This is a genomic window from Paraburkholderia sp. RL17-347-BIC-D, assembly GCF_046027915.1.
Taxonomy (GTDB): domain Bacteria; phylum Pseudomonadota; class Gammaproteobacteria; order Burkholderiales; family Burkholderiaceae; genus Paraburkholderia.
On the sequence record NZ_JARESS010000042.1, the window covers coordinates 1 to 26622 of the forward strand.

General features: G+C 61.8%; 23 protein-coding genes. 10 read left to right on the forward strand and 13 right to left on the reverse strand.

Features of this window, described 5'->3' with window-relative positions:
* The 6 genes from P0D96_RS36090 to P0D96_RS36115 all read left to right on the forward strand — a co-directional run.
* On the forward strand, positions 1 to 991 hold a 991-nt coding region (locus tag P0D96_RS36090; RefSeq protein WP_408318444.1), incomplete at its 5' end, for a DUF2345 domain-containing protein.
* 38 nt (positions 992 to 1029) lie between these two features.
* On the forward strand, positions 1030 to 2415 hold the full coding sequence (locus P0D96_RS36095) for an N-acetylmuramidase family protein (RefSeq protein WP_408318446.1): 1386 nt from the start codon (positions 1030 to 1032) through the stop codon (positions 2413 to 2415).
* Positions 2399 to 3091, forward strand: coding sequence for a hypothetical protein (locus tag P0D96_RS36100; RefSeq protein WP_408318448.1), 693 nt, complete (start codon positions 2399 to 2401; stop codon positions 3089 to 3091). The genes P0D96_RS36095 and P0D96_RS36100 overlap by 17 nt, the downstream gene beginning before the upstream one ends.
* A 169-nt stretch (positions 3092 to 3260) precedes the next feature.
* Positions 3261 to 5246 carry a hypothetical protein gene (locus P0D96_RS36105; RefSeq protein WP_408318450.1) on the forward strand — a complete coding sequence of 662 codons (1986 nt, stop codon included), beginning with the start codon at positions 3261 to 3263 and terminating at the stop codon, positions 5244 to 5246.
* Between the two features lie 3 nt (positions 5247 to 5249).
* Positions 5250 to 5882, forward strand: a complete 633-nt coding sequence (locus P0D96_RS36110; protein WP_408318452.1) for a hypothetical protein — start codon at positions 5250 to 5252, stop codon at positions 5880 to 5882.
* Positions 5879 to 6130, forward strand: coding sequence for a PAAR domain-containing protein (locus tag P0D96_RS36115; protein WP_408318454.1), 252 nt, complete (start codon positions 5879 to 5881; stop codon positions 6128 to 6130). The genes P0D96_RS36110 and P0D96_RS36115 overlap by 4 nt, the downstream gene beginning before the upstream one ends.
* A gap of 238 nt (positions 6131 to 6368) precedes the next feature.
* Here the strand turns inward: P0D96_RS36115 and P0D96_RS36120 are convergent, their stop codons facing one another.
* The 3 genes from P0D96_RS36120 to P0D96_RS36130 all read right to left on the reverse strand — a co-directional run bounded on the left by P0D96_RS36120 (position 6369) and on the right by P0D96_RS36130 (position 9043).
* Positions 6369 to 6833 (reverse strand): hypothetical protein, encoded by a 465-nt coding sequence (locus P0D96_RS36120; protein ID WP_408179277.1) that lies wholly within the window; start codon positions 6831 to 6833, stop codon positions 6369 to 6371.
* A gap of 111 nt (positions 6834 to 6944) precedes the next feature.
* Complete coding sequence (locus P0D96_RS36125) at positions 6945 to 7508, reverse strand: peroxiredoxin (RefSeq protein WP_132375034.1); 564 nt, start codon at positions 7506 to 7508, stop codon at positions 6945 to 6947.
* A gap of 200 nt (positions 7509 to 7708) precedes the next feature.
* Entirely contained in the window at positions 7709 to 9043 is a 1335-nt protein-coding gene (locus P0D96_RS36130) for an EAL and HDOD domain-containing protein (protein WP_408318456.1), read from the reverse strand.
* A gap of 303 nt (positions 9044 to 9346) precedes the next feature.
* Between P0D96_RS36130 and P0D96_RS36135 the strand changes: the two genes are divergently transcribed.
* Both P0D96_RS36135 and P0D96_RS36140 read left to right on the forward strand, forming a co-directional pair.
* Positions 9347 to 11161: a putative bifunctional diguanylate cyclase/phosphodiesterase gene (locus tag P0D96_RS36135; protein ID WP_408179279.1), complete on the forward strand. Its 1815-nt coding sequence runs from the start codon at positions 9347 to 9349 to the stop codon at positions 11159 to 11161.
* A 115-nt stretch (positions 11162 to 11276) separates the two neighbouring features.
* Positions 11277 to 12734: an HDOD domain-containing protein gene (locus P0D96_RS36140; protein WP_408179280.1), complete on the forward strand. Its 1458-nt coding sequence runs from the start codon at positions 11277 to 11279 to the stop codon at positions 12732 to 12734.
* 136 nt (positions 12735 to 12870) lie between these two features.
* Here P0D96_RS36140 and P0D96_RS36145 read toward each other — a convergent pair whose 3' ends face one another.
* A complete protein-coding gene (locus tag P0D96_RS36145; RefSeq protein WP_408318459.1) occupies positions 12871 to 14241 on the reverse strand; it encodes an EAL and HDOD domain-containing protein in 1371 nt (456 codons plus the stop codon).
* 261 nt (positions 14242 to 14502) lie between these two features.
* Here P0D96_RS36145 and P0D96_RS36150 point away from each other — a divergent pair, with 261 nt between their 5' ends.
* Positions 14503 to 15261, forward strand: a complete 759-nt coding sequence (locus tag P0D96_RS36150) for an acetoacetate decarboxylase (protein ID WP_408179283.1) — start codon at positions 14503 to 14505, stop codon at positions 15259 to 15261.
* A gap of 130 nt (positions 15262 to 15391) precedes the next feature.
* On the opposite strand, the gene P0D96_RS36155 is transcribed toward P0D96_RS36150, so the two are convergent.
* Together P0D96_RS36155 and P0D96_RS36160 are read right to left on the reverse strand one after the other, a co-directional pair.
* Positions 15392 to 16186, reverse strand: coding sequence for an ABC transporter substrate-binding protein (locus P0D96_RS36155; RefSeq protein ID WP_408280308.1), 795 nt, complete (start codon positions 16184 to 16186; stop codon positions 15392 to 15394).
* Positions 16187 to 16432: 246 nt separating this feature from the next.
* Positions 16433 to 17341 carry a LysR family transcriptional regulator gene (locus P0D96_RS36160; protein ID WP_408318461.1) on the reverse strand — a complete coding sequence of 303 codons (909 nt, stop codon included), beginning with the start codon at positions 17339 to 17341 and terminating at the stop codon, positions 16433 to 16435.
* A 127-nt stretch (positions 17342 to 17468) separates the two neighbouring features.
* Here P0D96_RS36160 and gstA point away from each other — a divergent pair, with 127 nt between their 5' ends.
* On the forward strand, positions 17469 to 18089 hold the full coding sequence (gene gstA / locus P0D96_RS36165) for a glutathione transferase GstA (protein WP_408318462.1): 621 nt from the start codon (positions 17469 to 17471) through the stop codon (positions 18087 to 18089).
* A 63-nt stretch (positions 18090 to 18152) separates the two neighbouring features.
* Here gstA and astE read toward each other — a convergent pair whose 3' ends face one another.
* The 7 genes from astE to P0D96_RS36200 all read right to left on the reverse strand — a co-directional run bounded on the left by astE (position 18153) and on the right by P0D96_RS36200 (position 26597).
* Positions 18153 to 19205 (reverse strand): succinylglutamate desuccinylase, encoded by a 1053-nt coding sequence (astE, locus tag P0D96_RS36170; RefSeq protein WP_408318464.1) that lies wholly within the window; start codon positions 19203 to 19205, stop codon positions 18153 to 18155.
* Positions 19189 to 20529, reverse strand: coding sequence for an N-succinylarginine dihydrolase (gene astB, locus P0D96_RS36175; RefSeq protein ID WP_408318465.1), 1341 nt, complete (start codon positions 20527 to 20529; stop codon positions 19189 to 19191). The genes astE and astB overlap by 17 nt, the downstream gene beginning before the upstream one ends.
* A 9-nt stretch (positions 20530 to 20538) precedes the next feature.
* Positions 20539 to 22002: a succinylglutamate-semialdehyde dehydrogenase gene (gene astD / locus P0D96_RS36180; RefSeq protein ID WP_408179289.1), complete on the reverse strand. Its 1464-nt coding sequence runs from the start codon at positions 22000 to 22002 to the stop codon at positions 20539 to 20541.
* A gap of 2 nt (positions 22003 to 22004) precedes the next feature.
* Positions 22005 to 23036, reverse strand: coding sequence for an arginine N-succinyltransferase (astA, locus tag P0D96_RS36185; protein ID WP_408318467.1), 1032 nt, complete (start codon positions 23034 to 23036; stop codon positions 22005 to 22007).
* On the reverse strand, positions 23033 to 24091 hold the full coding sequence (gene aruF, locus P0D96_RS36190; protein WP_408318516.1) for an arginine/ornithine succinyltransferase subunit alpha: 1059 nt from the start codon (positions 24089 to 24091) through the stop codon (positions 23033 to 23035). The genes astA and aruF overlap by 4 nt, the downstream gene beginning before the upstream one ends.
* Before the next feature lie 41 nt (positions 24092 to 24132).
* Positions 24133 to 25368 carry an aspartate aminotransferase family protein gene (locus P0D96_RS36195; protein WP_408318469.1) on the reverse strand — a complete coding sequence of 412 codons (1236 nt, stop codon included), beginning with the start codon at positions 25366 to 25368 and terminating at the stop codon, positions 24133 to 24135.
* A gap of 179 nt (positions 25369 to 25547) precedes the next feature.
* Positions 25548 to 26597 carry a GlxA family transcriptional regulator gene (locus P0D96_RS36200; protein WP_132375048.1) on the reverse strand — a complete coding sequence of 350 codons (1050 nt, stop codon included), beginning with the start codon at positions 26595 to 26597 and terminating at the stop codon, positions 25548 to 25550.
* Positions 26598 to 26622 lie beyond the last annotated feature (25 nt).

Here is a 26622-nt window from a genome sequence, read left to right on the forward strand (position 1 = left end):
TGCCGGCCAGGGCATGCTCATCAGCACCGAAACGCGCGCGGGCGCAACGGCCCCCGTCAAGGACATGGGCGAGACGGTGCAACGGCTCACGCAGGCGCGCGAACTGCATGAGGATATGGCGGACGTCGCACGGCAGCACAACGCCCAGCAGGACGGCGCTGACCAGCGCGACGCCATTGGCAACATCAAGGCGCAGAACGACGCCATCCGTGGCGACGCGATAACGGACGGCAATCCATTCCCGGAACTGGCGCGGCCCGACATGGTGCTCGCGAGCGCGGCGGGGATCGGTATGACGGCGACGCAGAGCACCCATATGGCAAGCAGGTATGACCTTGCGGTCACGACCGGGCGCGACGTGAGCATTGCATCGGGCCGTTCGTTGTTCGCTGCCGTGCGCGGTGCCGTTTCGCTGTTCGCGTATCAGCTCGGCATGAGGCTGATCGCGGCAAAGGGCAAGGTGGAGATTCAGGCGCAAAGCGACCAGATAGCGCTCACTGCATTAAAAGACGTGACGATCACCAGCACGGATGGCCGGGTGGTCATTACCGCCGCGAAGGAAGTGTTGATCGGCGCTGGCGGCTCGTACATACGGATTGCGGCGGATGGTATCGAGAATGGCACGCCTGGCCAGATTCTTGAGAAAGCCGCGTCGTGGGATGTGCCCGGGCCTGCAACGATGAGGATGCCATTGCCGCCCCTTCCGCTCAGCGCCTTGCCACAAGCCGCTGATCATCAATATAAGCAGGTCTTTGATATCAGCACGCTCGTTCCGGCCACCTGCATCGGCTCGTCGCTGGAGAGCCAGCCTTATCGCATCTACCTGTCAGACGGCACGATCCAGCAGCAGGGCATGTTGAAGGAAGGCGCTACGGTAGCCGTCCAGACGTCCAAGCCCACAAGAGTCAAATGCGAGATTGGCGCGGGTGATTGGGGGGTTGCCGAGCAGGGTTATGACGGCATCGAACTGGACGACCAGGACGAAGCGTAACTATCGGGCGATAACGTTGAACGCGCTGGACGGAATCTGTGAATAAACCGCATCATAAAGGGAATGCGCCTACGCATCCGAAAGCTCCGCCAAGTCCGTTTGTCGAAGTGACTATTGTTTTCCGGGATGCACTGAATCACCCTATCGAGGGACTGGCCGTTCGGGTTGCAGCCGGAACCGGCGCACCGCCGGCTGCAGCCTGGACAATCGGACCCGAAACAGACGAGCCGGCGGTCCCGTTCGCGCCTGAGTCAGATACCCCTGCACCCGTGGCTACAGTGAACAACAGTACCGACGCAGTGACGGACAGGGACGGATACGCGATAACGATCCATAACGCCGCGCGCGACCAGCCGCTTGATGTGCTGGTCAGGAACCGACACGGGCAATATGTACTCAAGGCCACGGTAACGCCGACGAAGGACATAGTGGCCTACGCGATCACTAGTCCCGAATATCACCTGGAGGCAGTAACGCAACTTACGCCCAAGGATGCATTCGAACAGGACCTGGCGATTCCGGTAATGAAAGACGGCGAAATCATGACGATGCATCGACTGGTTAACGAGTTCGGCCCTTACATAGGGTCCGCTCAAAAGGTCACGGAGCAGGGAAAGGTGAAAAAGGACTTTCCGACGAAAAAAAAGGAAGTACAGACCGATCCCGCGACCGAGAGACCCAAAACCTCAATCACGATTGAGCATCATTATCGCGTAGTCGATACAGGAATGCCGCACACCATTGCCATAAATCTGCTTACATCCAGGTTAAACTTCCCAAAGACCTTGGATATTTCTGATGCGAAGTACGCCGAGATTGCGAGGAAAATAAATTGTGAAGTTGCTGCTGTTAGGGCTGTCGCCGAGACTGAATCGTCGGGATCAGGATTTTGCGATAATGGGTTGCCAAAAATTCGATTCGAGCGTCATTACTTTTTAAGAGCGTCATTGCCTGAGAATAAAAGGGCGAGTGGCGTTTGGCAGAAGCAAAAAAATCCTTTCCCAAAAGTGCCTGATTTGTCCTGGCCCAAATCAGGAGGCTACAGCGTCGGCGAGCCCTTAGACGATGGGACTTGGACACATAGCGACAGAGACGTTATGTATCAGTACGAGCGCATGATAAGAGCCGCGAATCTCAATTCCGACGCCGCATTAATGGCATGTTCGTGGGGGGCATTTCAGGTAATGGGATACTTCTACAAGGAGTGCGGGTACTCTTCGCCGGAAGCTCTCGCAAATAGCGTAATGACTGGCATCAACGAACAGTTGGATTTATTCTTTGCTTATGTTTCATATGTCAGCCCAATAGCTCTAGACGCGCTCAAACACAAGAATTGGCAAAGTTTCGCGCAAGCCTATAATGGCGCGGACTGCCCCCCGTCCTACGCTGCAACCATGAAGAAAAATTATGACAAATATAAGTAAATTTGGACGCCTGTGCTCGGTGGCATTGGCTGCACTTGCTTGCAGTTCGGCTATATCTGCCGAGGCATTTATTTTCGACAACCCTTTCTTGGTGGCAATGCACTCTGGAAATAGTATCTATGGATACTTTGACTCTCGGGATGAAAGATTTTCGTGTTCATTTCTTTTTTCAGGAATTGGTAAAATCAAAAAAATAAATGAAGGATTTTCTAACCAAATAGACATTGAAACATATAGCTTCGACTTTCAGCGAACCTCTTTCGCTTACAAGGACAGGGACAAGCTGTTCGATGTATCGGGAGATTTATTTATTAGGTCTGGAAAATGGGTTATTAGAACGAAAAAGCCTCAGGGTGCATGCAACGGCATCGGAGCCGATTTCGGGAAAGCTCCCGACGATCCCGCTGTGACGCAATTCTCAGTCGAGAAGCAAATTGACGTTATCGGGATTGGAATTGCGAATAAAAAAACCTTTTTCTATCGCAAGCCAGGTGCAGGAAAAGAGAATCGATTTCTGTTGAGAGGAGATATTGCGCTAATAATTTCGAAGCACGGGGACTATACCTATGTCCGGTTTGCGAACCCCAATACCGTTTCGTCGTCCCGCGATCCTGTTATTACCGGATGGATACGGTCAGTCGATCTGAAAAACCCTCTCCCGCCCGTCGGCCGCTAGTCGGCCGCTAGTCGGCCGCTAGTCGCAAAGTATCGTGCATTCGATATTTAAGCAAGGATCAACTTTATGATCGACCTTTACGGATGATGGCTGTGTCGTCATCCGGCACGACACGGAAATCGGCGAAGGCGATCACGCGAAGATTACCTACTACTCGGTATACATGCACATGCAGCAGGTGCTTTCGTCCCTTGCGGTGGGCAAGAAAATATACCGCAAGGACCTTATCGGCACCCCCGGCCAGATTTACGGGCAGTTTCCACAGATCCATTTCGAAATCGTCTGTGACGAGGCAAATCTGAGGAAGATGATCGGGCGCGCCCCTGGATCGCTGGGCAACAGTCCCGCGCGCACGGACGCGGTCTACGGCGACATGTGGTTCTTCGTCCCTCGCGGCACAAAGCTCTTTGCGAATGAGCCTCACCCGTATCGTGAGGACGATAGCTTTCCGGCTATTGCGACGCTGTATCCCCAGGCGCCTCTCGTTCCGGCCGGAACCAGTCGCGATCTTGCTATCCGCATGCGTTACGAGAAGGACTGCACGCTGACGACCTACCAGCAGAATATGGATTTGAGCTGGTCCGTTAGCGGCGCAATGCCTGCGGAAAGCGAGGCAGAATACAACCTGTTCTCGCGGGCAACCGCCCTCAGTCGGCGCTATACGGACAGCAGCCTGGCGAGTATCACCGCTGGGATGGCGGTGCCTTCACCGAGTGCCATCTTCGAAATGATCCGCTTCGGGCGCTGCATCAATGACCAGCTCGACAGCGGTGCGCGCTTCAATCACTGGCGCAAGGTAAGGACGCCGGACGGCGACGGGTGGATCAACCTGTCGAAGGCCGGAGTGCGCGTGTATAGCGATGCCGATTTCCCCGAATGGGCCGGCTGGAGTTTCGTCAATGACGATCCGACGCCCGACAGCCTGTGCGATTCACCAACGGTAAAGCACTGGCTGGACGTCAATCATTCCGGACATGTGAGCCATGCTGACGCCGTGGGGACATTGGGCGTCGATGCGATCCGGCAGCGTCTCGCGCGCGCAGTGTGCAAGTTCCCTTCCGAGTGGAGCCGAAGCGGCCTGGAGGCACGCTATAACTGGCTCAAGAGTCCGCATGAGGCATTGTCCAGTCCGTTGTCGGAAGCCGATTTCGGCAAGCTGATGGACCATGCGCGCGATCTGGCTTTCTGGGAGGACATTAGCGATCCCGATCTGCCCCATGCCAATGAGGTTTGGCATCTTCCACCGACGGCGTTTATCCGGCATTTCAGAACTTGCGGATGGTTCAGTGCAAGTGAATTCAGACAATTGCTCCCACAACAGGTTTTGCGCGAAGGTCCTCATCACGCTGTCTATTACGAGAATGTGGCAATGTCCGGGGCCAGGCAAGATGTTATGGCAATTCACCGGGTTCCGCTGAACAAGACACTTCGGAAATATAAGATCAATTCTCCACAGAGAATTGCTGTTCTCTTTGGAAATTCTTTGCAGGAAACAACTTGGCTGAGTTCTCTGCACGAGGACAACCATAATATGTGGTACTACCCATGGGATGGAAGGGGATTTCTTCAGCTTACACACCCCAATAATTACTTCGATTATTGGGACTTCAAAGGGCGTAGAAATCAGATATCCCAAGAGACCCGTAACACGGTCTTGCATGCACATGCAATGGCTGACGCGCATCGCCCGCAAGCACAACAGTACAACGCGGACGGCGTAAACGGGCCAACCCCAATCGTAACTCGCTGGCGAGATGACGTCGGAGATAACGGAGCCTTTAGCCGTGATCCGATATCTCCTGCGGACAGCGCCGGTTTCTACTGGTCTAAGATGAGTATGGCCCAATATGCTGACCGTGATATCAGGTTGGAGCGCAGAGAAGTTTCCGCAACGCCTCCGCCCAACCCTCATCATCCGGCGAATAACGCAACACCAGTAACAAAGATCTACTATCACAGTGAAAATTTTCGGGATGCATCGGCGGCCGTAAATCTTCCTGCCGCCGTTGGACATCCGAATCATCCGTTCAATGGGTATGTCGCACGCTGCGTAGGGTTCGGACAGGCGTTGGCAGTAGTGAGCGAACATTTTTTTCCAGATGCGCATGGCGCGCTGCTGGTTTTTCCTGACGGCTATCAGCCGAGACGAGACTAATAAATGATGGTTAAGTCCGTTTTTGCCGTATGCATGGTCATGGCTCTAGCCCCTTGCAAAGCTCAAAATATCAACGCTAATGCTGCGATTGTTCCCTTGCAAATTGAATCATGCAAATTTTCGTTTAGAGATTTTTTTCGCGGCTCGATCATTGAACCGCGAGTGGAGAACGAGTTCAAATCTGCTGCGTATGCGGCAAAAATACAAGTGAATGGATCAGAAAAATCATTCGGATTCGATATCACATGCCATGCGAAATTTCACAACGAAAACGAAGTTTCAACCCGTTTCGGAGGACGTTTTAATAAAAACGAAAAAAAATGGATTCCGGACTTTGGCGACGCGTCAGAAAATGACATCTTGGAGCTGGAGAAAGTAACAAAGACATTTTCTCTCGATTCAAGGAACGGCCACGGCTTCTATACAATTCAGGATGATCTGGACGGAGAGCCCTCTCGTCGGGTACGACATATCTCCTACTGCTTATTCCACGAAACAAACGCCGTCTGCGGATACGGCCAAGTAAAGCGACTTGTTGACGCCAAAAGTGACATGCTTCCCTACGCATTACGCATTCTCCGAAGCGTCGAATTCACAGACACTCCTGCCGCAACTGACAAAACTACAAACCCATGATTGACCTTATCCGACTCGGCGACACCACCGACCACGGCGGCGAAGTCGTCACGGCCTCCCAAACCATGCGCTACGCCAGGCGGCGCGTGGCCCGCGAGGGTGACCTCGTCGAGTGCCTGCTGCATCCTGAAGTCCAGCCGAATATCATTATCGAAGGCGACAGGAGGATCACGGATCGCGGTATTCCCGTCGCGCGACAAGGGCATCGCGCAAAGTGTGGATGCAGCCTGATTTCGAGTCTGGTATGAATGGCGAGCCATGCGCCGGTTGCCATCACCGATAACTGTCGCAGAAGACCGTTCGCGTTCTCATTGCTGCCTCGCTGCCGTGGGAACAAGCTTGCCGCGCGCCTGAATGGCAGACCGCATCAGACCTTGCAATGTATGAACCCCGCCGAAAAACTGACGGAAATGTTAGGTGTTGCATCGACCGGTTGAACCCGCCAATGGCCAACACGGCAAAGCAAACAACCAAAAAAACCCAACCCTAAAGCCTCTGCTCCATAGCAAGCACCAAAATCCGCGCCCATTGTTTAGCCTGCCGCTCATCTCGCATAGGCAAAACCCAAACCTGATGCTTAGGATCCTTGACCTTCAAAACAACCTGCCACTGGGCACCGGGCCGCTGCACCTCTGCCCCAAGCAAGTCAGCAAAAATATAAGCACCCTGCTCTTCGCCCAAACGAATCTCACAAAGCCGCTTGTCGGCAGCGAGCCGCACCGCCCCCCAACTCCCCTTGAGTTCGTGAGTCCAGTCTCCATCCCGAACATTCGCTGCGACTTCTTTCCGACGACGCCACCAATAAGCCAGGGCGGCTACCACGAGCAGGGCAGCCAGCACCGCAACGCCAATAGCAACACCCAGCCCAAAAGCCGCCTGCAAGGCATAAAACGCCCGCACCGCGCCATACCCCAGCGCGATAAGCGCAATCAACGCAACGATAATCGGCATCGCAAGCTCACAAGGCAAAAAAACTCAGCCTAGCACGAGCGACGCCCACCTCTCACCGCAAGAGCACCGCAAGAAACCATTGCGAAAATCACGCGGCGCCCAGCTTGAGCATTAAGGCTGCTTATGCGTCGCAGCCCAATCCTTCACCGCCTTCAGCGTATTCTCGACATGCTTCTCCGGCGACAGGCTCGTGTACTCGTAGATGATCTTGCCATCCGGCGCGATCACATACGACACGCGATTGGCCATCGACGCGTGCATCGGCAAGCCCGCGTCATACTCGCCGATCACCTTCGAATCGGCATCGGCCGCGACCGGGAATTTGCTGCGGCACTCGCTCACCGAAAACTTCGTCAGGGTGTCGATGTTGTCGTGTGACACGCCGATCACCGTCGCGCCATATTTCTTGTACTCATCGACGGCTTCGGCAAACTCGTGGGCCTCGATCGTGCAGCCCTTGGTGAAGGCCGCCGGATAGAAATACACGACCACCGGCCCTTTCTTCAGTTCGTCGGCCAGCGAATAGGTGTAGGTCTTGCCGCCCAGCGAAGCCTGCGCGGTGAATGCCGGCGCCACGTCGCCCGGCTTGAGGGTCGCCGAGGCCGTCAGCGAATGCATGGCGAATCCGACCGACACGGCGGCGACCAGTGCTGCCGATATGAATTTCTTCTTCATCTGCTTTTCTCCAGGCGTGGATGCACGCGGTTCGTTCAATGAACCCAAGGCCGATGCGTTCAGGAGAACGCCGGCCAACTTCGCTATTGGACCACGTACTCACAAGGTACGTCAGAACCAGCCTGAAGGATGCAGAAGTCGTTGCCGTGAACGCGGCCACCGCGAACGCAGGGAAAGCGCGCGATCGGCCAGTCCGCCCGTCAGGCGGCCGCTTCGGTATGCGCGCCGAACCAGGCCGCGGCCGACAGATTCAGCTCGGCCAGCACCTCGGGGGTAAAGGCCACGAAACCGCCCGGCGCGTCGGGGCCCAGCGCGATCGATGCCGCATCGACGCCCTCGCCGGCTGCCTCGGCGAGGCGCAGCAAGGTGCCCAGCTCGCCGCGCCGCGACACGATCGCTTCGCGAATCTGCGGCGCGAGGCCGAGTTTCTCCAGCGCCGCGCCCGGCGAACTGCCGAGCACCACGTGAATCAGGGAAAAAATTCCGGTCATGAACGCGGCATCGGCGAATCCGTCGTCGGCGGGGCGCAGCCAGGCTGCGGCCAGCTCCATGAAGCGCGAGCGCGTCCCCGCCAGTTGCACCAGCGGATCGGCGCGCCACGGCAGGTCACCGGTGTCGGCGTAGAGCAGCAGTTGCGCCCACCGCGCGATCTGCCGCGTGCCAGTGGCAATGATCGCCTCGCGCAACGACGCGATATTGCGCCCCAGCCCGAATGCGCTCGAATTGACGAGGCGCAGCAGCTGCACCACCACGCTCGGGTTCAGCTTGAGCTCCGCTTCGAGCTCGACGATGCCGGCATCGCGCGACAGCAACGCCAGCAGACGCAGCAGGCCCGGCCGCGGCGAGCGGTTGCGCGGCGCGGCCAGCACCTGCGGCCGCGCGAAAAAGTAGCCTTGAAACAGATCGAAGCGGAGTTCACGCGCGAGCGCGAAGTCCTCGCGCGTCTCGACCTTTTCGGCGATCAGCGTCTTGCCCTGCCCGCGCACCAGCGCCGCCAGGTCCGGCAGCACGGCGCGGTCGGTCTGCAGAAAGTCGATCTTGACGATGTCGGCGTGCGGCAGCGCGCGGATCAGCTCGTCGGACAGTTCGCTCACGTCGTCGAGCGCCACCTGAAAGCCGGCGCGGCGCAGCTCGCCCAGACGGCGGACCAGTTGCGCGTCGAATTTCACGGTCTCGAGGATTTCGAGCACGAACCGCTCGGGCGGCATCAGATGGACGATGTCGTTAAAGAGCAGCGCACGGTCGATATTGACGAAGCCGCGATGCTGGCCCAGCACCGTCGGCACGCCGATCCCGCCGATCGCGCGCGCCACCACCTGCGCCGTCGCCTGGGCGTCGTCGGTGACTTCGGCGTAGTTATGCGCACCGGCTCGAAACAACAATTCGTAAGCATTGAGCGCGCCGTCGCGATCGAGGATCGGCTGGCGGCCCAGATAGACGAATTGCGTGGCGGGCAGCGGTTCAGCGCCTTCGGCGGTTGCGTCGAGCACCTCGATGTGCCGGGCAGTGGCCTTGGCTTGATGGCGTTCAGACATGGAGCATCGGGGCAAGTGTTCGGTAAGCTACGCAGCAGCGACGTCTCAGCCGGCACTGCACAACAGAGGTTTGTCCTATTAACGGACATCGAGTAGCCGCACTTTAACTGAATCGGTCCCGGGCCGCCGCCAAGCCGCGCAAGCGTTTCCTTACCACGTGTTTTTTACAGCAGGCGCTAAAGATTTCCCCGCAGGGGTCGTTATCTCGTTCTGATGGGGCGGCCTGATACCTCTCAACCGCCCTTAAACGGCGGGCAGTGAGCCGCCCCGCCTGCAGACGAATACAGGTTGCCAGCGATAAACATGGAAGCGAACAGGATCACCGCGCCCCGCCGGGGCTCCTTGCGCACGGTCATCGACCGGCTTCGTGCGTTCGGCCGGCGCGTGGACGGCAAACCGCAGACGGCCGCAAGCCGCGCTGCGCAACTGGAACAGGTGGTCGGCGCCGTCGACCTGCTGGCGCACGTCGACGACGAACTGCGCTTCATCTATGTGTCCGAGGCCAGCCTGCGCTTCATCGGCTATCACCGCGAGTATCTCGAGACCATCACGCTGCACGACCTGGTAGCGCCGGCGGACGTGCCCCGGCTCGACACCCTGCTGACCCGCGCCGCCGTCTCGGGCAACGTCGAGAAGGCCACACTCGGCCTGATCAAGTCGCTCACTTACCCGATCACCGTCGAACTGCGCGTGGTGCGCAGCAGCCACGACGGCACCGAAGGCTATGCGATCGCCGGTTTCGACGTGTCGGCCTGGCGCGCCACCGAGGAACGCCTGACCCAGGCGCTGCATCTGGACCGCCTGACCAATCTGGCCAACCAGTCGGCGCTGATCCCGGCGCTGCTCGACGCCCAGCAGCAAGCCGACGCGCACGGCACGCCGGCCGCGCTGCTGCTGCTCGACCTCGACGACTATCAGCGCGTGAATCGCGCGCTCGGCTACGACGCCGGCGACGAAATGCTGCGCGACACCTCGCGCCGCATACTGAATATGACGAGCCCGAGCGAGACAGTGGCGCGCGTGGCCAGCGACGAGTTCGCGATCCTCGTAAAGCCCGCCGCCAGCCGCACCGACGCGGCGGCCGCCGCCGAAACGCTGGCGCGGCGCCTCTTGACCGCGATCCAGCAGCCGTATGTGTTCAACGGCCAGCAGGTGCACCTGTCGGCGAGCATCGGCATCGCGCTCTATCCCGACGTGCGCCACGCCAACGACACCGCAGCCCACGACACCCACCTGCTGCGCTGGGCCGACCACGCCCTCTTGCAGGCCAAGGCGGCCGGCGGCAACACGCTCGCCTTCTACGTCCCCGACGACAACCCCGCCGACGCCGAACGCCTGAAGCTGGAGGCCGACCTCTACGACGGTGTGCGCAACGGCGAGTTCTCGCTACACTTCCAGCCGATCACGAGCAGCCGCACGCACGGCGTGGTCGGCGTGGAGGCGCTGATCCGCTGGTTGCATCCGGTGCACGGACTGGTGCCGCCGTCCATGTTCATCCCACTTGCTGAGTCGATCGGCCTGATCAACTTCCTCGGCAACTGGGTGTTGAAGGTGGCCTGCATGCAGTTGATCCAGTGGGACGCGAAAGGCATCGCGTTGCAATACGTGGCCGTGAACGTGTCGCCGCAGCAGTTCCGCGATCCGCGCTTCAAGGACTCCGTGCGCGAGGCGATCGAGTTGACCGGCATCGATCCGCGCCGCCTCGTGTTCGAGATTACCGAAAGCCTGCTGATGCACGACCCGGCGCATGCCAAGGGCCTGCTCGAAGACCTGACGGCAATGGGCATCCGCTTTGCGGTCGACGACTTCGGCACCGGCTATTCGAGCCTGGCTTACCTGCAACGCTTCCCGCTGGCCAAGCTCAAGATCGACAGGAGTTTTGTCGAGAATCTGCTAACCTCCCGGAACGATCAGGCAATCGTTAGCGCTGTCGTGGGCCTCGCTCAGACACTGGATCTCGAACTGGTGGCCGAGGGCGTCGAAACGGAAGCGCAGCGCACCCTGCTCACCGAGATGGGATGCGACCACATCCAGGGGTGGCTCGTCTGCAAGGCGCTGCCCTCCGACGAACTCGCGCAGCGTTTCGAAGCGCGCACGCTTCACTTGCACAGCGCATAGCAATGCAGGCAAAGCACTCATGTAGCGGCTCATGTGCCTGCTCATGCAGCGGAACAAGCCGGCCTCTGGCCGGCGTGGCACTCATTGGAACATGTATGGCTTTGGCGGGACTCACATGGTAAAGGCGGCGGTGCTCGACCGGCTCTGGACGCGAATGAGCGAGCGCGGCGATTTCCCCATGCTGTCGCAATCGCTGCGCTCCACCATGGCGGCGATGAACAATGACGACCTCGACTTCACCGGCCTCGTGCAGGTGGTGTTGTCCGACTTCGCGCTGACGCAAAAAGTGCTGCGGCTCGCCAACTCGGCCATGTACATGGCGTTCGGCGGCAACATCACGACCGTGTCGCGCGCGCTGATGGTGCTCGGCATGGACGCGGTCGGCCATCTCGTGGTCGGCCTGAAGATCGTCGATCACTTCCATCACAGCGCGCCGCGCCGCATCGACGCAAAACTCGAACTGAACCGCACGCTGCTGTCGGGCTGCGTCGCGCGCAAGCTGACCGAACGCGGCGATCTGCGCGCGGGTGAAGAAGCCGTGGTCTGCACGCTGATGCGGCAGATCGGTAAGCTGCTGGTGGTGTTCTATCTCGACGCCGAATGGGATCAGATTCGCCGCCATATCGACGACGGCACGCTCGAAGCCGACGCCTGCGTGCTGGTGCTCGGCGTGACCTTCGACGAAATCGGCGCCGAAGCCGCCGTGCGCTGGCGTCTGCCCGACATGATCCGCTCCGGCATGGGCGAGTTCGACCCGCAAGACGTCACGCAGCCGCGCCAGGTGCAGTGGCTGCGCGCCATCACCAATTACTCGACGGCGGTCGCCGACGTGCTCACCCAGCAGAACATGCCGGACTGGGAGCGCGAGCAACGCATCTCCGAACTGGCGCAGGAATATAGCGGCGCGCTCAACACCGATCCGGAAGTGCTGCTCGAAATGAGCGTGGCGCTCGCCCGCGAGGAAGGCGGCGACGGCGTGATGCGCGAAATCGTCGAGTTGCGCGCCAATGCGGATGCGATCGCGCGCGAGGCGCTCAATCCCGAGGCCCGCATCGCGGTGGGCGTCGAAGATCTGCGCGGCCTGCCCGACGGCAGTCCACTCCAGCCGGCGCTGGCGATGGCCGCGGAAACGCTGCTCGCGGGCCTCGGCTTTGCGCGCACCGTGGTGTTCGTCAAGCACAGCAACGGCACCTTCAAGGCGCGCCTCGGTCTCGGACCGAAGATCGACGCGGCGTTACCCAAGCTAACCTTCAATACCGCCTTCGAGCCCGACGTGTTTCATCTGGCGATCGCGAACTCGGTGGGCATCTTCATCGAGAACGCACGCGACCCGAAGATGGTCGCGCGCCTGCCCGAATGGTTCCGCCGCTCATTCGACGACGCCCGCGCCTTCGTGCTGCTGCCGGTCGTCGATGAAAGCGACACGACCGTGGCGCTGCTCTACGGCGACTGGTCGCATAGTCAGGAACCACGGCGCATCTCACAGAAAGAGATGAGCGTGTTGAATGAACTGGCCAAGGAGTTAGGCCGTTTTTTCGGCTTGGGGCAGATGCGGGAAATGGAGACGATGTGAAGACCTGGCGTGATCGTTGATCACGGCGCTTCACTCTCACCTGTTCTGTATTTGCCCGACGCCACGTTGAAGTCGAGTCAGGCTCGCCGAGGCCGCCATGCATGGCATGCCGCGGCCTCCCGCTGAATCGCTGACCTCAATCTTCGATTCTTTCCAGCCCTTCCGCGCTGCGGTCCGCGACACCGGCCCACGCGCCCGCCGCTAGCCCCAGTTCCGCGACCTCTTCCACCGTCAACGGCTGCAAGCGCGCGCACAGCGTTTCGATCTCATCCCATGCGCCGCGTTCGAGCGCTTCGACCGCGCTCAGCAGCAACCCCAGCACACCCTGTCGATGCAGGATGCCTGCCTGGATCGGACGCGACAACGTCAGCACGTTCAAGGTGCTTTCGAGCGAGCCGCCGAACACCGCGTCGACGAATGAAAACACGCCGGTCAGGAACGCCGCATCGGCTTCGTCGCGGCCGGCTTCGGGCAGGCGCTCGATCGCGAGTTCCATGAAACGCGCGCGGGTCGCCGCGAGTTGCAGCAAGGGATCGTCCTCGAGGGCGACTTTGCGGCCGTCGGCATAGAGCAGCAGTTGCGTCCAGCGCGCGATGCGGTTGGTGCCGGTCGCGTTGATCGCTTCGCGCAGCGTCGTGACTTTGTGGCCGACGGCGAGGCCACTCGAATTGGCGAGCTTCATCAGGTGCATCACCAGCACCGGATTCAGCTTGAGTTCGGCTTCGAGCTGCGCGACGGTCGGATCGCCCGAGAGGAGTTGCAGCAGGTTCAGCAACGCATGGCGCGGCGCGCTGACGCGGCGCGAAGCCGAGGTCTGTGCGCGCGCGAAGAAGTAACCCTGGAAGCGATCGAAGCCGAGTCCATGGGCCGTTTCGAAATCGGCTTGCGCGTCGATTCCCGAGGCGACCAGCAGCTTGCCCGCCGACTTGAGCACGCTCGCCAGTTTCGGCAGCAGCACGCGCGGCACGCCCGTGAAATCGATCTTGACGACTTCCGCGTAAGGCAGCAGTTTGGCGAAGGTTTCGTTGGGCTGGGTCACCTCGTCGAGCACGAAGCGATAGCGGCGGCCGTGCAACTTGACGATGCGCGCCACCAGCGCTTCGTCGAACTCGATCGCCGGCGCCAGTTCGAGCATGAAGCGCTCGGCGGGCAGCCGCAGGATCGCGTCGTCGAATAGCATCTCGCGGCTGACGTCGACATAAGCCGGATGCCCGGTCAGCGCGCCGCGCACATTGCCCTGAAGCAGGCCGTGAATGATGGCTCGCGCCACGCGTTGCGCCGGATCGGGCGCGCGGCACGACGAGGCGTCGGCACCACTGTTCGCGTCCGCGGGGGCTCGTGCGGCCTCCAGCATGTCCGCGGTCCATTCCGGTGCGCGCACCTTGATCTCGTAGCCGCACAGCATGCCGTCCCGATTCAGAATCGGCTGTCGCGCGAAGCTGGCATTCAATTGCGCATCGTCCGTTGCACCCGTGTGGCCCGGATTCTCGATTGCGATGGTGGTCATTGCACTCCCCCGCTAAGCGCCGCCCCGGCGCTTACTGCTGTATTTTGATTTTCGCTGCACCGTCAGCACGGCCCAAGGTGTGAAGCCCGTGGCCCGCGGTGCGTCTGGCGATTTTAGCTCAGGCCGCCATGCGCGGACACGTCCGTGAAGCAATATCTCGAAATAATTGGAGATGAGTCTGAAAGCGATCCGGCGCAAAATCGCCGATACTCTTGTGCAGTGCAGAAGCGTTCCAACCGCGTTTAACCACCAAGGAAAAACATGGACGTCAAAAGCGTGCTGTCAAATGCCTTCGCCATGCCGATCACGAGCCCGGCATTTCCCATGGGCCCGTACCGGTTCATCGACCGCGAATTCCTGATCATCACCTACCGCACCGATCCGGACAAACTGCGCGCCGTCGTGCCCGAGCCGCTCGAAATCGGAGAGCCGCTGGTGCATTACGAGTTCATCCGCATGCCGGACTCGACGGGCTTCGGCGATTACACGGAAAGCGGCCAGGTGATTCCGGTGTCGCACAAGGGCGTGGCGGGCGGCTACACGCTGGCCATGTATCTGGACGACCATCCGCCGATCGCCGGCGGCCGCGAACTGTGGGGCTTTCCGAAGAAGCTCGCGAACCCGGTGCTCGCCGTTCATACCGACACGCTCGTCGGCACGCTCGACTACGGTCCGGTGCGCATCGCCACCGGCACGATGGGCTACAAGCATCGTCAACTCGATCTGGCGCAGCAGAAGAAACGCCTCGAAACGCCGAACTTCCTGCTCAAGGTGATTCCGCATGTGGACGGCACCCCGCGCATCTGCGAACTGGTGCGCTACTACCTGCAGGACATCGATCTGAAAGGCGCATGGACCGGCCCGGCCGCGCTTGAACTGGCGCCGCATGCGCTCGCGCCGGTTGCCGAGTTGCCGGTGCTGGAGATCGTCGAGGCGCGTCATCTGATTGCCGATTTGACGCTCGGTCTCGGCGAAGTTGTATTTGATTATCTCGATCAGCCGGAGGCGAACGTGCGTTGAACGATTGAACGGTTGATCGTCGTGGCGAGGCTTCTCGCGACATCAATGTCGTGCCACCGCGCAAATGCAAACGGCCGCAATAGCGGCCGTTTGCATCACATACAACGAATCGCGTGAGACGCGTAGCGCGTTACTTCAACACCACCTTCACGTCGAAGTACTTCGCCGCGAATCGGTCGATCGTGCCGTCCGCCTTGAGTTCCTTGAGCGCCTGGTTCAGCGCGTCCTTCAAGGCCTTGTCGCCCTTGCGGATGCCGAAGCCGACGCCCGCGCCGAGCAGCTTCTCGTCGCTGACGGCCGGACCGGCGAACTCGAAGCCCGCGCCTTGCGGCTTCTTCAGGAAGCCCTTCGATGCGGCTTCCGCGTCCTGGAACGCGGCGTCCAGACGCCCCGAAGCGAGGTCGGCGTAAATCTGGTCCTGCGTCTGATAAGGCACGACGTCGACGCCGGCCGGCGCCCAGCGCGCCTTCGCGTAGGTTTCCTGGATCGTGCCCTGCAGCACGCCAACATGCTTACCCTTGAGCGAAGCCGGCGTCGGCACGAGACCGCTGCCCTTCTTCGCGATCATCTGATTCGGGATCGTGTAGATCGGATCGGTGAAGTCGATCGCCTGGCGGCGCTGATCCGTGATCGTCATGTCCGAGTTGATGGCGTTGAACTTGCGCGCCTGCAAGGCCGGGATCAGACCGTCGAACGAGTTCTCGACCCACACGCATTTGGCCTTCAGCTTCGCGCACACGGCATTGCCGACGTCGATGTCGAAACCCTGCAGATCGCCCGACGGCGACTTCGATTCGAAAGGCGCATACGATGCCTCGACGCCGAAATGCACTTCCTTGATATCGGCAGCCGATGCGGTGCCGGCCGTAACCGTTGCCGCCGCGAACAGCGCGAGCGCAGCCATGTTTCGCCAATTCATCTTCATTACGGGTGTTCCTCTACGGTATTGAATAAGACGGAGCCGAATCCGGGCAAGCATGATTGCCGCGCCAAAATTGCGATTCAAACTCGTGCGGCCGGTGTGGTGCAGCGCAACAGCCGCGAGGCCGCGATTGTACAGGCTTCGTTTGCCGCGCCTGCGGGCGCGCCGCGTGGCGCGTCGCTGGGCACGCGCTTTGGGCTTACGCGTAAAGGTGTAAATAGCTGTCGCGTGCAGGCAAAGACAAACACGTCAGCGCGCGCCGTCGCCGGCTGCGAAATCGCCACTGAGTTGTTGCGACAGATGTGTATAGACGGCAGCCACATGCGGCAAATGCCGCGACTCCGGATGCGCGAGCACCCAGACTTGCGACTCGGCTTCGTCGAGCGGTGGCGTCAATTGCACGAGATCATCGCGGCCGCGCGCGAGAAAAGTCGGGAAGATGCCCACGCCGAAACCGCGCACCACGAGTTCGAACACGGCCATCACGCTATTGGTCTTGTAGCGCGGCTCGACAATCGGGCAATGACGCTTGCGCCATAACACGGAGGGGTGATCGCCGAGCGAGGCGTCGGGAGCGGCCCAGTCGCAGCGCGCCAGCGCATCCACATCGCTCGCGTGGATGCCGCTGCTCCTGGCGGCGAACACCGCGATACGCAGCGGGCCCACGTGCTTGCCGACCAGATGATCCGGCGCGCGGCGCGTGGCGCGCACGGCGATATCGGCATCGCGCTTGGTGAGGCTAGCGAGACTGTTGGCCGCGGTCAGTTCGAACGACAACGCCGGATGCAACGCCGCGAAATCATGCAGCGCGGGCAGCACGAGTCCGTAGAGCACGGTATCGGTGGTCGTCACGTGAATACTGCCGGACACGCGGTCGCTGCTCGCCTGCACCGTGGAGCGCGCCGCGGCGAGTTCGCTTTCGATACGCTCGGCATGTCGCGCCAGTTGCGCGCCGAGCGGCGTGGCGCGATAACCGCTGCGCGAGCGCTCGAACAGACGCTGTCCCAGCCCGCGCTCGATCCGCTGCACCGAGCGAAAAATCGTCGAGGCGTCGATACCCAAACGCTGCGCGGCTTCCGCCAACGTGCCGGCGCGCACCAGCGCGAGAATGGTCTGCGTATCCGCCGAAGTCAGTTCGTATTGCGTTTTTGCACGCATGGTTTGGCAAGCCGCCTGTTTATTCGGAATCCGATCCGGGCTACTTTTACCACATGGACTTGTCGGCCGACGAGCCTCGCCACCGGCACCTGCCGGCAACTTCACTCCCGTTCATAGCGAAACCATCATGAAACTCTATTATTCACCGGGCGCCTGTTCGCTGGCGGTTCACATTGCACTGCGCGAAGCGGATCTCGACTTCGAAGGCGTCAAGGTTAATCTGCAAACGCACAAGCTCGCCAACGGCGACGACTATTACGCGATCTCGCCGCGCGGCTATGTGCCCCTGCTCGAATTCGCCGATGGCTCGCGCCACACGGAAGGCGCCGCGTTGCTGCAATACGTCGCCGATCTCGTGCCCGAGGCGGGCTTGCTGCCGCCCGCGGGTTCGCTGCAACGGCTCGAAGCGCTCGGCTGGCTCACGTATATCAGCACCGAGTTGCACAAGACGTTCAGTCCCTGGCTCTGGCATCAGGAGACCGCCGAATCGACGAAGACCGAATGCCGCGCGAAACTCGCCACGCGTTTTGGCGAACTGGAGCGTGTGCTGGCGACACGCGATTATCTGACGGGACAGTTTTCGGTCGCCGATGCCTATGCGTTCACGGTGCTGAGTTGGGCACGCATGCTGTCGATCGATCTCGGTGCTTATCCGAAGCTGGGTGCGTATCTGGAGCGCGTAGCGGCGCGCCCGAAGGTGCGTGAAGCGATGGTGGCCGAAGGCTTGATCCGCGCGAACGCGGCCTAGGCGGCGGCCTGAGGGAAAACGTTGCGCGCCGAGGCGCGCAACGTTTGGGTCTTGCGTGGTGGCCTACACGAGTTTCGACAGCGTGTCCTGCGTCGTCTCGACGACCATCAAGCCGGCGCGCAAACCGGGCTTGACCGTCGCGTTCGGAAACACGAGCCGCTCCTCGTCGTGCTGCACGACATAGCGATACTCGCCATCGCGCGCGAGCACGGTGTCTTTCGCGAACGGCGTGAAATTCGCCACATCGGCGGCGACCAGCAATTCGAACGCATCGCTTTGCTTGGTGATCTGATCGATGACCGTGAACGCCCGTGGCAGATTCCCCTGCGCCTCACCACGCATGCCGGCCAGCAGATGACGCACCGCGTGATCGGCACCGGCGAAACGCGTCAGATCGTTCTGGCCGAACGGACGCACCTTGCCGAGTTCCAGCGTGCACGCTTCGGCGCCGCATACCTGCGCGGTGAAATGCGAATACGTGTTGCCCTTGGTGGTGTGCAACAGCACCACACTGATACGCGCCTCGCCGAGCCACTCGAACATCGCGCGTGAAAACGGCTTGCCGGTGTGCGGCAGCAACGCGAACTGCTCGAAGGCGGACGCGCGGATCGCGGTGTGCATGTCGATATGCCAGCGCGCGCCGGGTTGATCCGGCGCTGCCGCGAAGAATTGCGTCGCGACCCGCTCCAGCGCGGCGGCACGCGGCGCCTCGTAGCTCTGCGGCACCTGCAGATGACGGCCGCTGAAGAGGCGGTTCAGATCGTCATCGCGATAGCGGCAGGCGTCGCGCATTGCGTCGACGTTGCCGAGAATCACCAGCAGGCGGCAAGTCAACGCGGCGGTGCCCTGCGCGATATCGCGCACCAGAAACCCCAGCAGTTCGATCGGCGCGGTCTCGTCGCCATGCACGCCTGCAGAGACGAGCACGCTGCGCACGCCCTCTTCCTGCGTTGCCGGTTCCATCAACAGCACGCCGTCGTCCAGCCACGACCAGCGCACGCCGCCGGCACACGTACCTTGTGCTTCACCAGCGGCCGGCCGCGTGCCCGTCAGTGTGTAGGCGAGGAAATCGTCGAGCATCGAAACCGGCATATCGCGCTCAGCGCTGGAAGTCATACAGCGAACCCAAACCGAGAATCTGCGTCAGTTCGTCGAGCGCGGTGCGCGATTCGGCGAGCAATTGCGGATCGGTCAGATCGGCCGGTGCGAGACGGTCGCGATAGTGTTTTTCGATCCACGCATCCAGACGGCCGAACAACGTGTCGTTGATCCACACGCCTTGCGTGACCGCCGCGCACTCCGCGTCGTCGAGCACGACACGCAGGCGCAGGCACGCCGGCCCGCCACCGTTCTTCATGCTTTCGCGCAGATCGAACACCAGCACGTCGTCGATCGGGCCCGAGCGTGATGTCAGTTCGTCGAGGTAAGCAGCCACGCGCGGGTTTTCGCGGCATTCCTGCGGCACCACCAGCACCTGCTGGCCATCCGGGCGCGTCAGCAACTGGCTGTTGAACAGATACGAGGTGACGGCGTCGGCCACGCTCACCTGCGCGTCGGGCACTTCGATCACGTTGAAGTCCGCCTTCAGACCGGAGAGCTTCGAGCGCAATTCGTCGTACACCGCGTTCTGTTCGACGAACGCCAATTGATGACAGAACAGCGTATTGCGATTGCCGACCGCGATCACGTCGTTATGGAACACGCCCGCGTCGATCACGTCGGGGTTCTGCTGCGCGTACACCGTGGCCGCATCGGCGAGGCCGTGACGGTGCGCGACCGCGCGGCTCGCCTCGAAGGTTTGACGCGCCGGGAAGCGCTTAGGCTCCGGCCCGCAACGATACTCGCTGCGGCCATACACGAAGAATTCGACGCCACGTGCCGCATATTCCGCGCAAAAGCGCGTGTGATTCGCCGCGCCTTCGTCGCCGAGCGCCGGCGTGCCGGGCAGTGCCTCGTGCACCGCGAAACGGTCGGCGTCGTTGAAAATCGCGCGCAGCGTGCGGCGCGTCGATTCATGTTCGATCGCGCGATGCAGCTTGCTGCACAGATTGGCCGGCGTGAAATGCACGCGGCCGTCGTGCGTATCCGCGGACGGACTCACCGTCGCCGCATTCGCGGTCCACATCGCCGAAGCCGAACTCGCCGCGGCCAGCAACTCGGGCGCGTCCTTGGCCACGCGCGCGATCACGGTCGCGTCGTCGCCGGAGAAACCGAGCTCGCGCAACAGACGCATCGACGGACGCTCCTGCGGCGGCAACACGCCTTGATGAAAGCCGAGATCGGCGAGTTGCTTCATCTTGCGCAGGCCTTGCCGCGCGGCCGCCTTCGGATTCGCAACCGACTTCTCGTTGTTCTGCGACGCGACGTTGCCGAACGAGAGTCCCGCGTAGTTGTGGGTCGGGCCGACCAGGCCGTCGAAATTGGCTTCAGTGGCTTGCATCGTCGATCCTTAGAATTGAAGGCCCGGCGAGACGCTCGCGGGCATTTGCAGTTGCGCGCTTTCGACGGACGCCATCGGGAACGCGCAGTAGTCGGCGGCATAGTAAGCGCTCGGCCGGTGATTGCCCGAGCGGCCCGGCCCGCCGAACGGCGCGCCCGACGATGCGCCGTTGGTCGGCCGGTTCCAGTTGACGATGCCCGCGCGGATGGTGCGCTGGAAGTGCGTCCAGAGCGCTTCGTCGTCGGCGAGCAGGCCGGCGGAGAGGCCGAACTCGGTGTCGTTGGCCTGTTCCAGCGCCTCGTTGAAGCTGCCGTAGCGGATGATTTGCGCCAAAGGCCCGAAGTGTTCTTCGTCCGGCAGGTTCTTCACGCTTGTGACGTCCAGAATCGCGGGCGTCACGAACCCGAGCTTCGGGTCGCGTTGTTCCATCTTCAGCAGCGCCTTGGCGCCATCGGCCAGCAGACGTTCCTGCGCCGCGACCAGGCGCGACGCGGCACGCGCCGAGATAACAGCACCCATGAACGGCTGAGGATCGGCGTTGTATTCACCAACGGTGATGCGCGAGGTGACCTCGGTGAGGCGTTCCATGAAGCGGTCGCCGAATGCATCGTTCGGCACGAAAATGCGGCGCGCGCACGTGCAGCGTTGACCGGCCGACAGAAACGCCGACTGGATCGTGTGATGCACGGCGGCATCGACATCGGCCACCGGTCCGATCACGAGCGGATTGTTGCCGCCCATTTCCAGCGCCAGCACGATCTCCGGCCGCCCGCCGAATTGCTTGTGCAGCAATGTTCCGGTATCCGAACTACCCGTGAAGAACAGGCCGTCGATCTGCCGATGGTTCGCGAGCGCAATGCCGGTGTCCTTCTCGCCTTGCACGAGGTTCAGCACGCCTGCCGGCAAACCGGCATCGCGCCAGATCTGCACGGTGAGCGCGGCCACACCGGGCGCGAGTTCCGACGGCTTGAACACGACCGCATTGCCCGCGATCAGCGCCGGCACGATATGCCCGTTCGGCAAATGACCGGGAAAGTTGTACGGCCCGAACACGGCCACCACACCATGCGGACGGTGCCGAAGCACCGCTGTGCCGTCCGCCATCGCGGAGCGCTTCTCGCCGGTGCGTTCGTTATAGGCCTGAATCGAAATCTCGACCTTGGCCGCCATCGACGCCGCTTCGGTGCGCGCTTCCCACAGCGGTTTGCCGGTTTCGCGGCCGATCGCTTCAGCCAGCGCTTCCTTGCGCTCGGTCACGAGCGCGGCGAAGCGGCGCACCACGCCGCAACGCTCGTCGAGGCTCAACGCCGACCACGCGGCGAACGCGCGGCGTGCGCTGCGCACCGCGCGATCGACGTCGTCCGCCGAGGCGCTGTTGCCTTCCCACACCGTCGCGCCCGTGCCCGGGTTGTGCGACGCGAATGCGGGTCCTGTGCCGGCGGCCCATTCGCCGTCGATGAAAAGCTCGCTCATGATCATCCCTGTTTGTGTTTCTGCGGCAGCACGCGCACGAGGTCGCCCGCCTTGAGGTCGAGTGCCGCGGCTTCGAGCGCGCTCAGGCGGAATACGCCGTCCTGCGGCACGCCCGCCACGACGCCGACGCGAAAATCGCCCAACGACGTATTCGACACCATCGATTTCGGTCCGTCCTGCGGCGCACTCGACGCGCCGATCTCGACCGGCACCACCACGCTCTCGCGCACCGTGCGCAAGTCGGCGATATGGCATTCGAGCACTGGCCCCGCGTCGAAGATATCGACGTGGTTCTCGTAACGCAGCCCTTCCGATTCGAGCATGCGGCGCGCCGGAATCGTGTCGTTGTGCGTGAGGCCGACGCATTGCTGCGCCTCTTCCGGCAACAACTCGACATACACCGGATACCGCGGCATCAGCTCGGCGAGAAACGCCTTGCGGCCGTGCGAACTCAGGTAGTCCGCCGCGTTGAAATCGATCTGGTAGAAATGTGAGCCGACCGCGCGCCAGAACGGCGAGGTGCCTTCGGCATCGAAATGGCCGCGTAATTCCGCGCACAGACGCTGCGGAAAGCGCTCGCGAAACTGCGCGAGAAACATGAAGCGCGAACGCGACAGCAGGCCGCCCACGCCGCTCGTGCGATAACGCGGGCTGAGGAACAGCGAGCACACTTCGGCATAACCCGTCAGATCGTGCGAGATGTTCAGCGCGCGCATGCGCGTCCAGATGCCGAGGTCCTGGCTCGCGTGCACCACCGTGCTCACGCGATAGTTGTAGAACGGCTGCTGCAGGCCGACCGAGGTTTCGATTCCGCACACGCCGGCGACGTCGCCCGTGTCGGTGTCTTCCATCACGAAGAAGTAGCCGGCTTCATGCGGCTCGGCCTTGTCTTCCATCGTGCGGCGCGCGCGTTCCACGCGTGCCGCGAGTGCCTCGCGGTCCGGCTTGAAGGTGGTGAGACCCGGGCCGGTTTCCTGCGCGAGCCGCATAAGCGCGTCCACATCGCCTCGTTGCACAACGCGAACGACGATCATCGTGCCTCTCCCGATTGTTCTTCCTGATGCGGCTGGTGCAGCGGCACGCAGCGCACCGTGTCGCCCTCTTCCACGCCGAGCGCGGCACGCGCCGCGTGCGGCAACGACGCGCCCGCTTCTTTACCTGCCGGCAATTCGCCGAGCACGCAGCGGAATTCGCCATCGGCGCCGTTATGCGCGATCAGATACGTCAAACCGTCAGCGGCCGCATGGTTCTCGTGCACCACACGCGTTTCATTGCGCGTGACGCAGGCGCTGCGATCCACTTGCGCGGTCAACACCGGACCCGCGTCGAATATGTCGATATACCGATCCGTCTCGAAGCCTTCCTCGAGATGAATGTCGTATGCGAGCAAAGCCTTCGAATCCGGCTCGCCGAGCACGCGCTGCGCCGCCTCGGGCAGCAACGGCACATACACGGGATACGTCGGCATCACTTCGGCGATGAACGTGCGGCTGCGGCCGCCCGATTCGATCTCGATGTCGGCGAAGTTGCGGCCGAAGAACTTGCGCCCCACCGCTTCCCAGAACGGCGACACGCCGTTCTCGTCGGTGACGCCGAGCAGCAGCGAAAACACCTCCGGCGTGAAGCGCTTGCGATTGGCGGCGATGTACATCATCCGCGCGCGCGACATCAGATGCGCGGCGGCGTCGCCACGCAGCGACGGGTCGATGTAATAGCCCGCGAGGCGGCTCTTGCCGGTCAGCTCATGCGACATGGTCAGCGCGTGAATCTTGCGGTTCACGTGCAGCTCGCGCGACGCATGAATCAGCGCGTCGTTGCGAAACGCGTAGAACGGGTCCGAGTAACCGGCCGCGGCGACGATGCTCGCCGTGCCCATCAGCTTGCCGCTCAGCGCATCTTCGAGCACGAACAGATAGAACTCCTCGCCCGGAAAATCGACTTCCGCGCGAAACGAGTCTTCCGACAACGCGACGCGCGCTTCGAGCGCACGCCGGTCGTGCGGCAAGGAATGCAGCACCGGTTGCGCGGTGCGCGCCATATGTTCGAGCGCGTCGAGATCGGCGAGGCGGCCTGGGCGTACGAAGAGCATCATCGTTCCTGTTGAATGTGACGCGTGATCAATGCCGTGTATCAATGCGACGCCGCTTCAGCCTTCGCGCCGACGATCGTTTCGATGGCCTTCGCGAGTCGCTCGAAGCCTTCGTTCATGTCGTCGAGCGGCATGATCAGCGACGGCACGAAGCGCAGCACGTCAGGACCGGCCATCAGCATGATCACGCCATGCTGGCCCGCCGCCGTGACGAAGTCTTTCGCGCGGCCCTTGAATGCGTCGGTCAATTCCGCACCGATCAGAAGACCCCGGCCGCGCACTTCCGTGAACAGGCCGAAGCGTTCGTTCAGCTTGGCGAGGTGGCCCTTCAACGCTTCACTGCGCGAACGCACGCCTTCGAGCAGTTTCGGATCGCTGACCAGTTCGACCACCTTTTCAGCGATCGCCGCGCCGAGCGGATTGCCGCCGTACGTCGTGCCATGCACGCCGACCTTGAAATGCGCGGCCAGTTCGTTGGTGGTCAGCATCGCGCCGATGGGGAAACCGTTGCCGAGCGCCTTGGCGGTAGTCAGAATGTCCGGCGTCACGCCGGTTTCCTCGTACGCGTAGAAATAGCCGCTGCGGCCCACACCCGTTTGCACCTCGTCAAAAATCAGCAGTGCGCTGTGCTGATCGCAGGCTTCGCGCAGCGCCTTCAGGAACGCCGGATCCGCCGGGATCACGCCGCCTTCGCCCTGAATCGGCTCGACGATCACCGCGCAGGTTTGCGCGCCGATGGCTTTCTTCGCGGCTTCGATGTCGTTGTACGGCAAGTGGGTGATGCCGGCCGGCACCGGGCCGAAGCCTTCCGAATACTTCGGCTGGCCGCCGACGCTGACCGTGAAGAACGTGCGGCCATGGAACGACTGGGTGAACGAGATGATCTCGAATTTGTCCGCGCCGTGGCGGTCGAACGCGACGCGGCGTGCCAGCTTCAACGCGGCTTCGTTCGCTTCCGCGCCCGAGTTGGCGAAGAACGCGCGGTCGGCGAACGTCAGGTCTTCGAGGCGTTTGGCGAGGCGCAGCACCGGCTCGTTGGTGTAACCATTGCCGATGTGCCACAGCTTGCCGCCCTGCTCGTGCAGCACGTTCAGCAGTTCGGGATGCGCATGACCCAGAGCGGTGACGGCGATGCCGCCGGCGAAGTCGATATAGTCGCGGCCTTGCGTATCCCAGACGCGCGAGCCGAGACCGCGATCCGGCACGAAGGCGGCGGGCGAAAACACCGGCACCATGACTTCGTCGAAGGTCTGGCGTGTCACTGTCAGGTCGTTCATGGCAAATCCTCGTTACAGGTGAGAGGTAATACAGGTAGTGTAGGAAACCGCACGCGATCCGTCTTGCGCATACGCGACGCTTTCTATGAGGTTCCACGCGAACGGGACGGGTTTAGCGCCTGGCCAGCGCGTTTCTGTCCGCGTTTCTGTCCGCGTTTCTGTCCGCGTCTCAGTCAGCTTCAATCCGCCTGATCCGGCGGTTCGATCAGCGCGCCCGGCCGCGGCTCGCTGGCCGCGGCGCCGCTCGCGCCGGTCTGCTTGTCGATCCAGTTCCGACGATCCTCGCGCGGTGTGACACCGAAGCGTTCGCGGTACGCATTCGAAAAGTGCGCCGCCGACGAAAAACCGCAAGCGAGACTAATCTGCACCACCGACTTGCTGGTGCGCTGCAATTGCGTGCGCGCTTTCGAAAGCCGCAGTCCCAGATAGTATTTGGACGGCATCGAGCCGAGATACTGGCGAAAGAGGCGCTCCAATTGCCGCCGCGATACGCCGACCAGACCCGCGATCTCGTCGGTGGTAAGCGGGTCTTCGATATTCGCTTCCATCAGCAGCAACGCGTCGTTCAGGCGCGGATGGCGTTCGCCCGGCGCGGTCACGAACGGAATGCGCTGACGTTCCTCACCCGCGCGCAGCACGCCGACGCCGAGCGTATCGGCAATCCGGTCCGCGAGTTCGGGACCGTGCTCGCGGCCGATCATCGCCAGCATGAAGTCGACGGTCGCCTGGCCGCCCGCACAGGTCGCGCGATCGCGGTCGATTTCGAAAATCTGTTGCGTGACGATGGAGCGCTCGAACTGCTCGGAGAACTGCTGATAGGTTTCCCAATTGACGCTCACGCGATAGCCGGACAACTGCCCTGCCATGGCGAGCCACCATACGCCGTGATGAATGCCGGTGACGAGCGGCGTGCGCTGACCGACGCGCGAGAGGCTGGCGAGAAAGAGGCGGTAATCAGCGAATTGCTGAAAGCGCTCGCTGACGATGATCAGCCAGTCGCACGAAATCGCATCGCCGAAGGCGGCGTCGGCCGGCCAGTGCGCGCCGCCCGCGAGCGGCACCGCGCGGCCGTCCCACGAACACACCTGCACGCGGTACAGCGCGCGGCCGTCGATTTCATTGGCGAGATTGAGCGCGTCCACAATCGGCCCGACGCCCGACATCGACACGGGCGGCAAGGCGACGATTGCGACCTGCGTGGTGCGAGCCGGGCTGGACGTGCGAGCCATCGCTGAGCGAGTCAAACGCTACGGC

What these genes read in the sequence shown, in the direction of transcription:
- P0D96_RS36100 (WP_408318448.1), top strand. Translation starts at nt 2,399, where the DNA reads ATGACAAATATAAGTAAATTTGGACGCCTGTGCTCGGTGGCATTGGCT.
- P0D96_RS36105 (WP_408318450.1), top strand. Translation starts at nt 3,261, where the DNA reads ATGCAGCAGGTGCTTTCGTCCCTTGCGGTGGGCAAGAAAATATACCGC.
- P0D96_RS36110 (WP_408318452.1), top strand. Translation starts at nt 5,250, where the DNA reads ATGATGGTTAAGTCCGTTTTTGCCGTATGCATGGTCATGGCTCTAGCC.
- P0D96_RS36115 (WP_408318454.1), top strand. Translation starts at nt 5,879, where the DNA reads ATGATTGACCTTATCCGACTCGGCGACACCACCGACCACGGCGGCGAA.
- P0D96_RS36120 (WP_408179277.1), bottom strand. Translation starts at nt 6,833, where the DNA reads ATGCCGATTATCGTTGCGTTGATTGCGCTTATCGCGCTGGGGTATGGC.
- P0D96_RS36125 (WP_132375034.1), bottom strand. Translation starts at nt 7,508, where the DNA reads ATGAAGAAGAAATTCATATCGGCAGCACTGGTCGCCGCCGTGTCGGTC.
- P0D96_RS36130 (WP_408318456.1), bottom strand. Translation starts at nt 9,043, where the DNA reads ATGTCTGAACGCCATCAAGCCAAGGCCACTGCCCGGCACATCGAGGTG.
- P0D96_RS36135 (WP_408179279.1), top strand. Translation starts at nt 9,347, where the DNA reads ATGGAAGCGAACAGGATCACCGCGCCCCGCCGGGGCTCCTTGCGCACG.
- P0D96_RS36140 (WP_408179280.1), top strand. Translation starts at nt 11,277, where the DNA reads ATGGTAAAGGCGGCGGTGCTCGACCGGCTCTGGACGCGAATGAGCGAG.
- P0D96_RS36145 (WP_408318459.1), bottom strand. Translation starts at nt 14,241, where the DNA reads ATGACCACCATCGCAATCGAGAATCCGGGCCACACGGGTGCAACGGAC.
- P0D96_RS36150 (WP_408179283.1), top strand. Translation starts at nt 14,503, where the DNA reads ATGGACGTCAAAAGCGTGCTGTCAAATGCCTTCGCCATGCCGATCACG.
- P0D96_RS36155 (WP_408280308.1), bottom strand. Translation starts at nt 16,186, where the DNA reads ATGAAGATGAATTGGCGAAACATGGCTGCGCTCGCGCTGTTCGCGGCG.
- P0D96_RS36160 (WP_408318461.1), bottom strand. Translation starts at nt 17,341, where the DNA reads ATGCGTGCAAAAACGCAATACGAACTGACTTCGGCGGATACGCAGACC.
- gstA (WP_408318462.1), top strand. Translation starts at nt 17,469, where the DNA reads ATGAAACTCTATTATTCACCGGGCGCCTGTTCGCTGGCGGTTCACATT.
- astE (WP_408318464.1), bottom strand. Translation starts at nt 19,205, where the DNA reads ATGACTTCCAGCGCTGAGCGCGATATGCCGGTTTCGATGCTCGACGAT.
- astB (WP_408318465.1), bottom strand. Translation starts at nt 20,529, where the DNA reads ATGCAAGCCACTGAAGCCAATTTCGACGGCCTGGTCGGCCCGACCCAC.
- astD (WP_408179289.1), bottom strand. Translation starts at nt 22,002, where the DNA reads ATGAGCGAGCTTTTCATCGACGGCGAATGGGCCGCCGGCACAGGACCC.
- astA (WP_408318467.1), bottom strand. Translation starts at nt 23,036, where the DNA reads ATGATCGTCGTTCGCGTTGTGCAACGAGGCGATGTGGACGCGCTTATG.
- aruF (WP_408318516.1), bottom strand. Translation starts at nt 24,091, where the DNA reads ATGCTCTTCGTACGCCCAGGCCGCCTCGCCGATCTCGACGCGCTCGAA.
- P0D96_RS36195 (WP_408318469.1), bottom strand. Translation starts at nt 25,368, where the DNA reads ATGAACGACCTGACAGTGACACGCCAGACCTTCGACGAAGTCATGGTG.
- P0D96_RS36200 (WP_132375048.1), bottom strand. Translation starts at nt 26,597, where the DNA reads ATGGCTCGCACGTCCAGCCCGGCTCGCACCACGCAGGTCGCAATCGTC.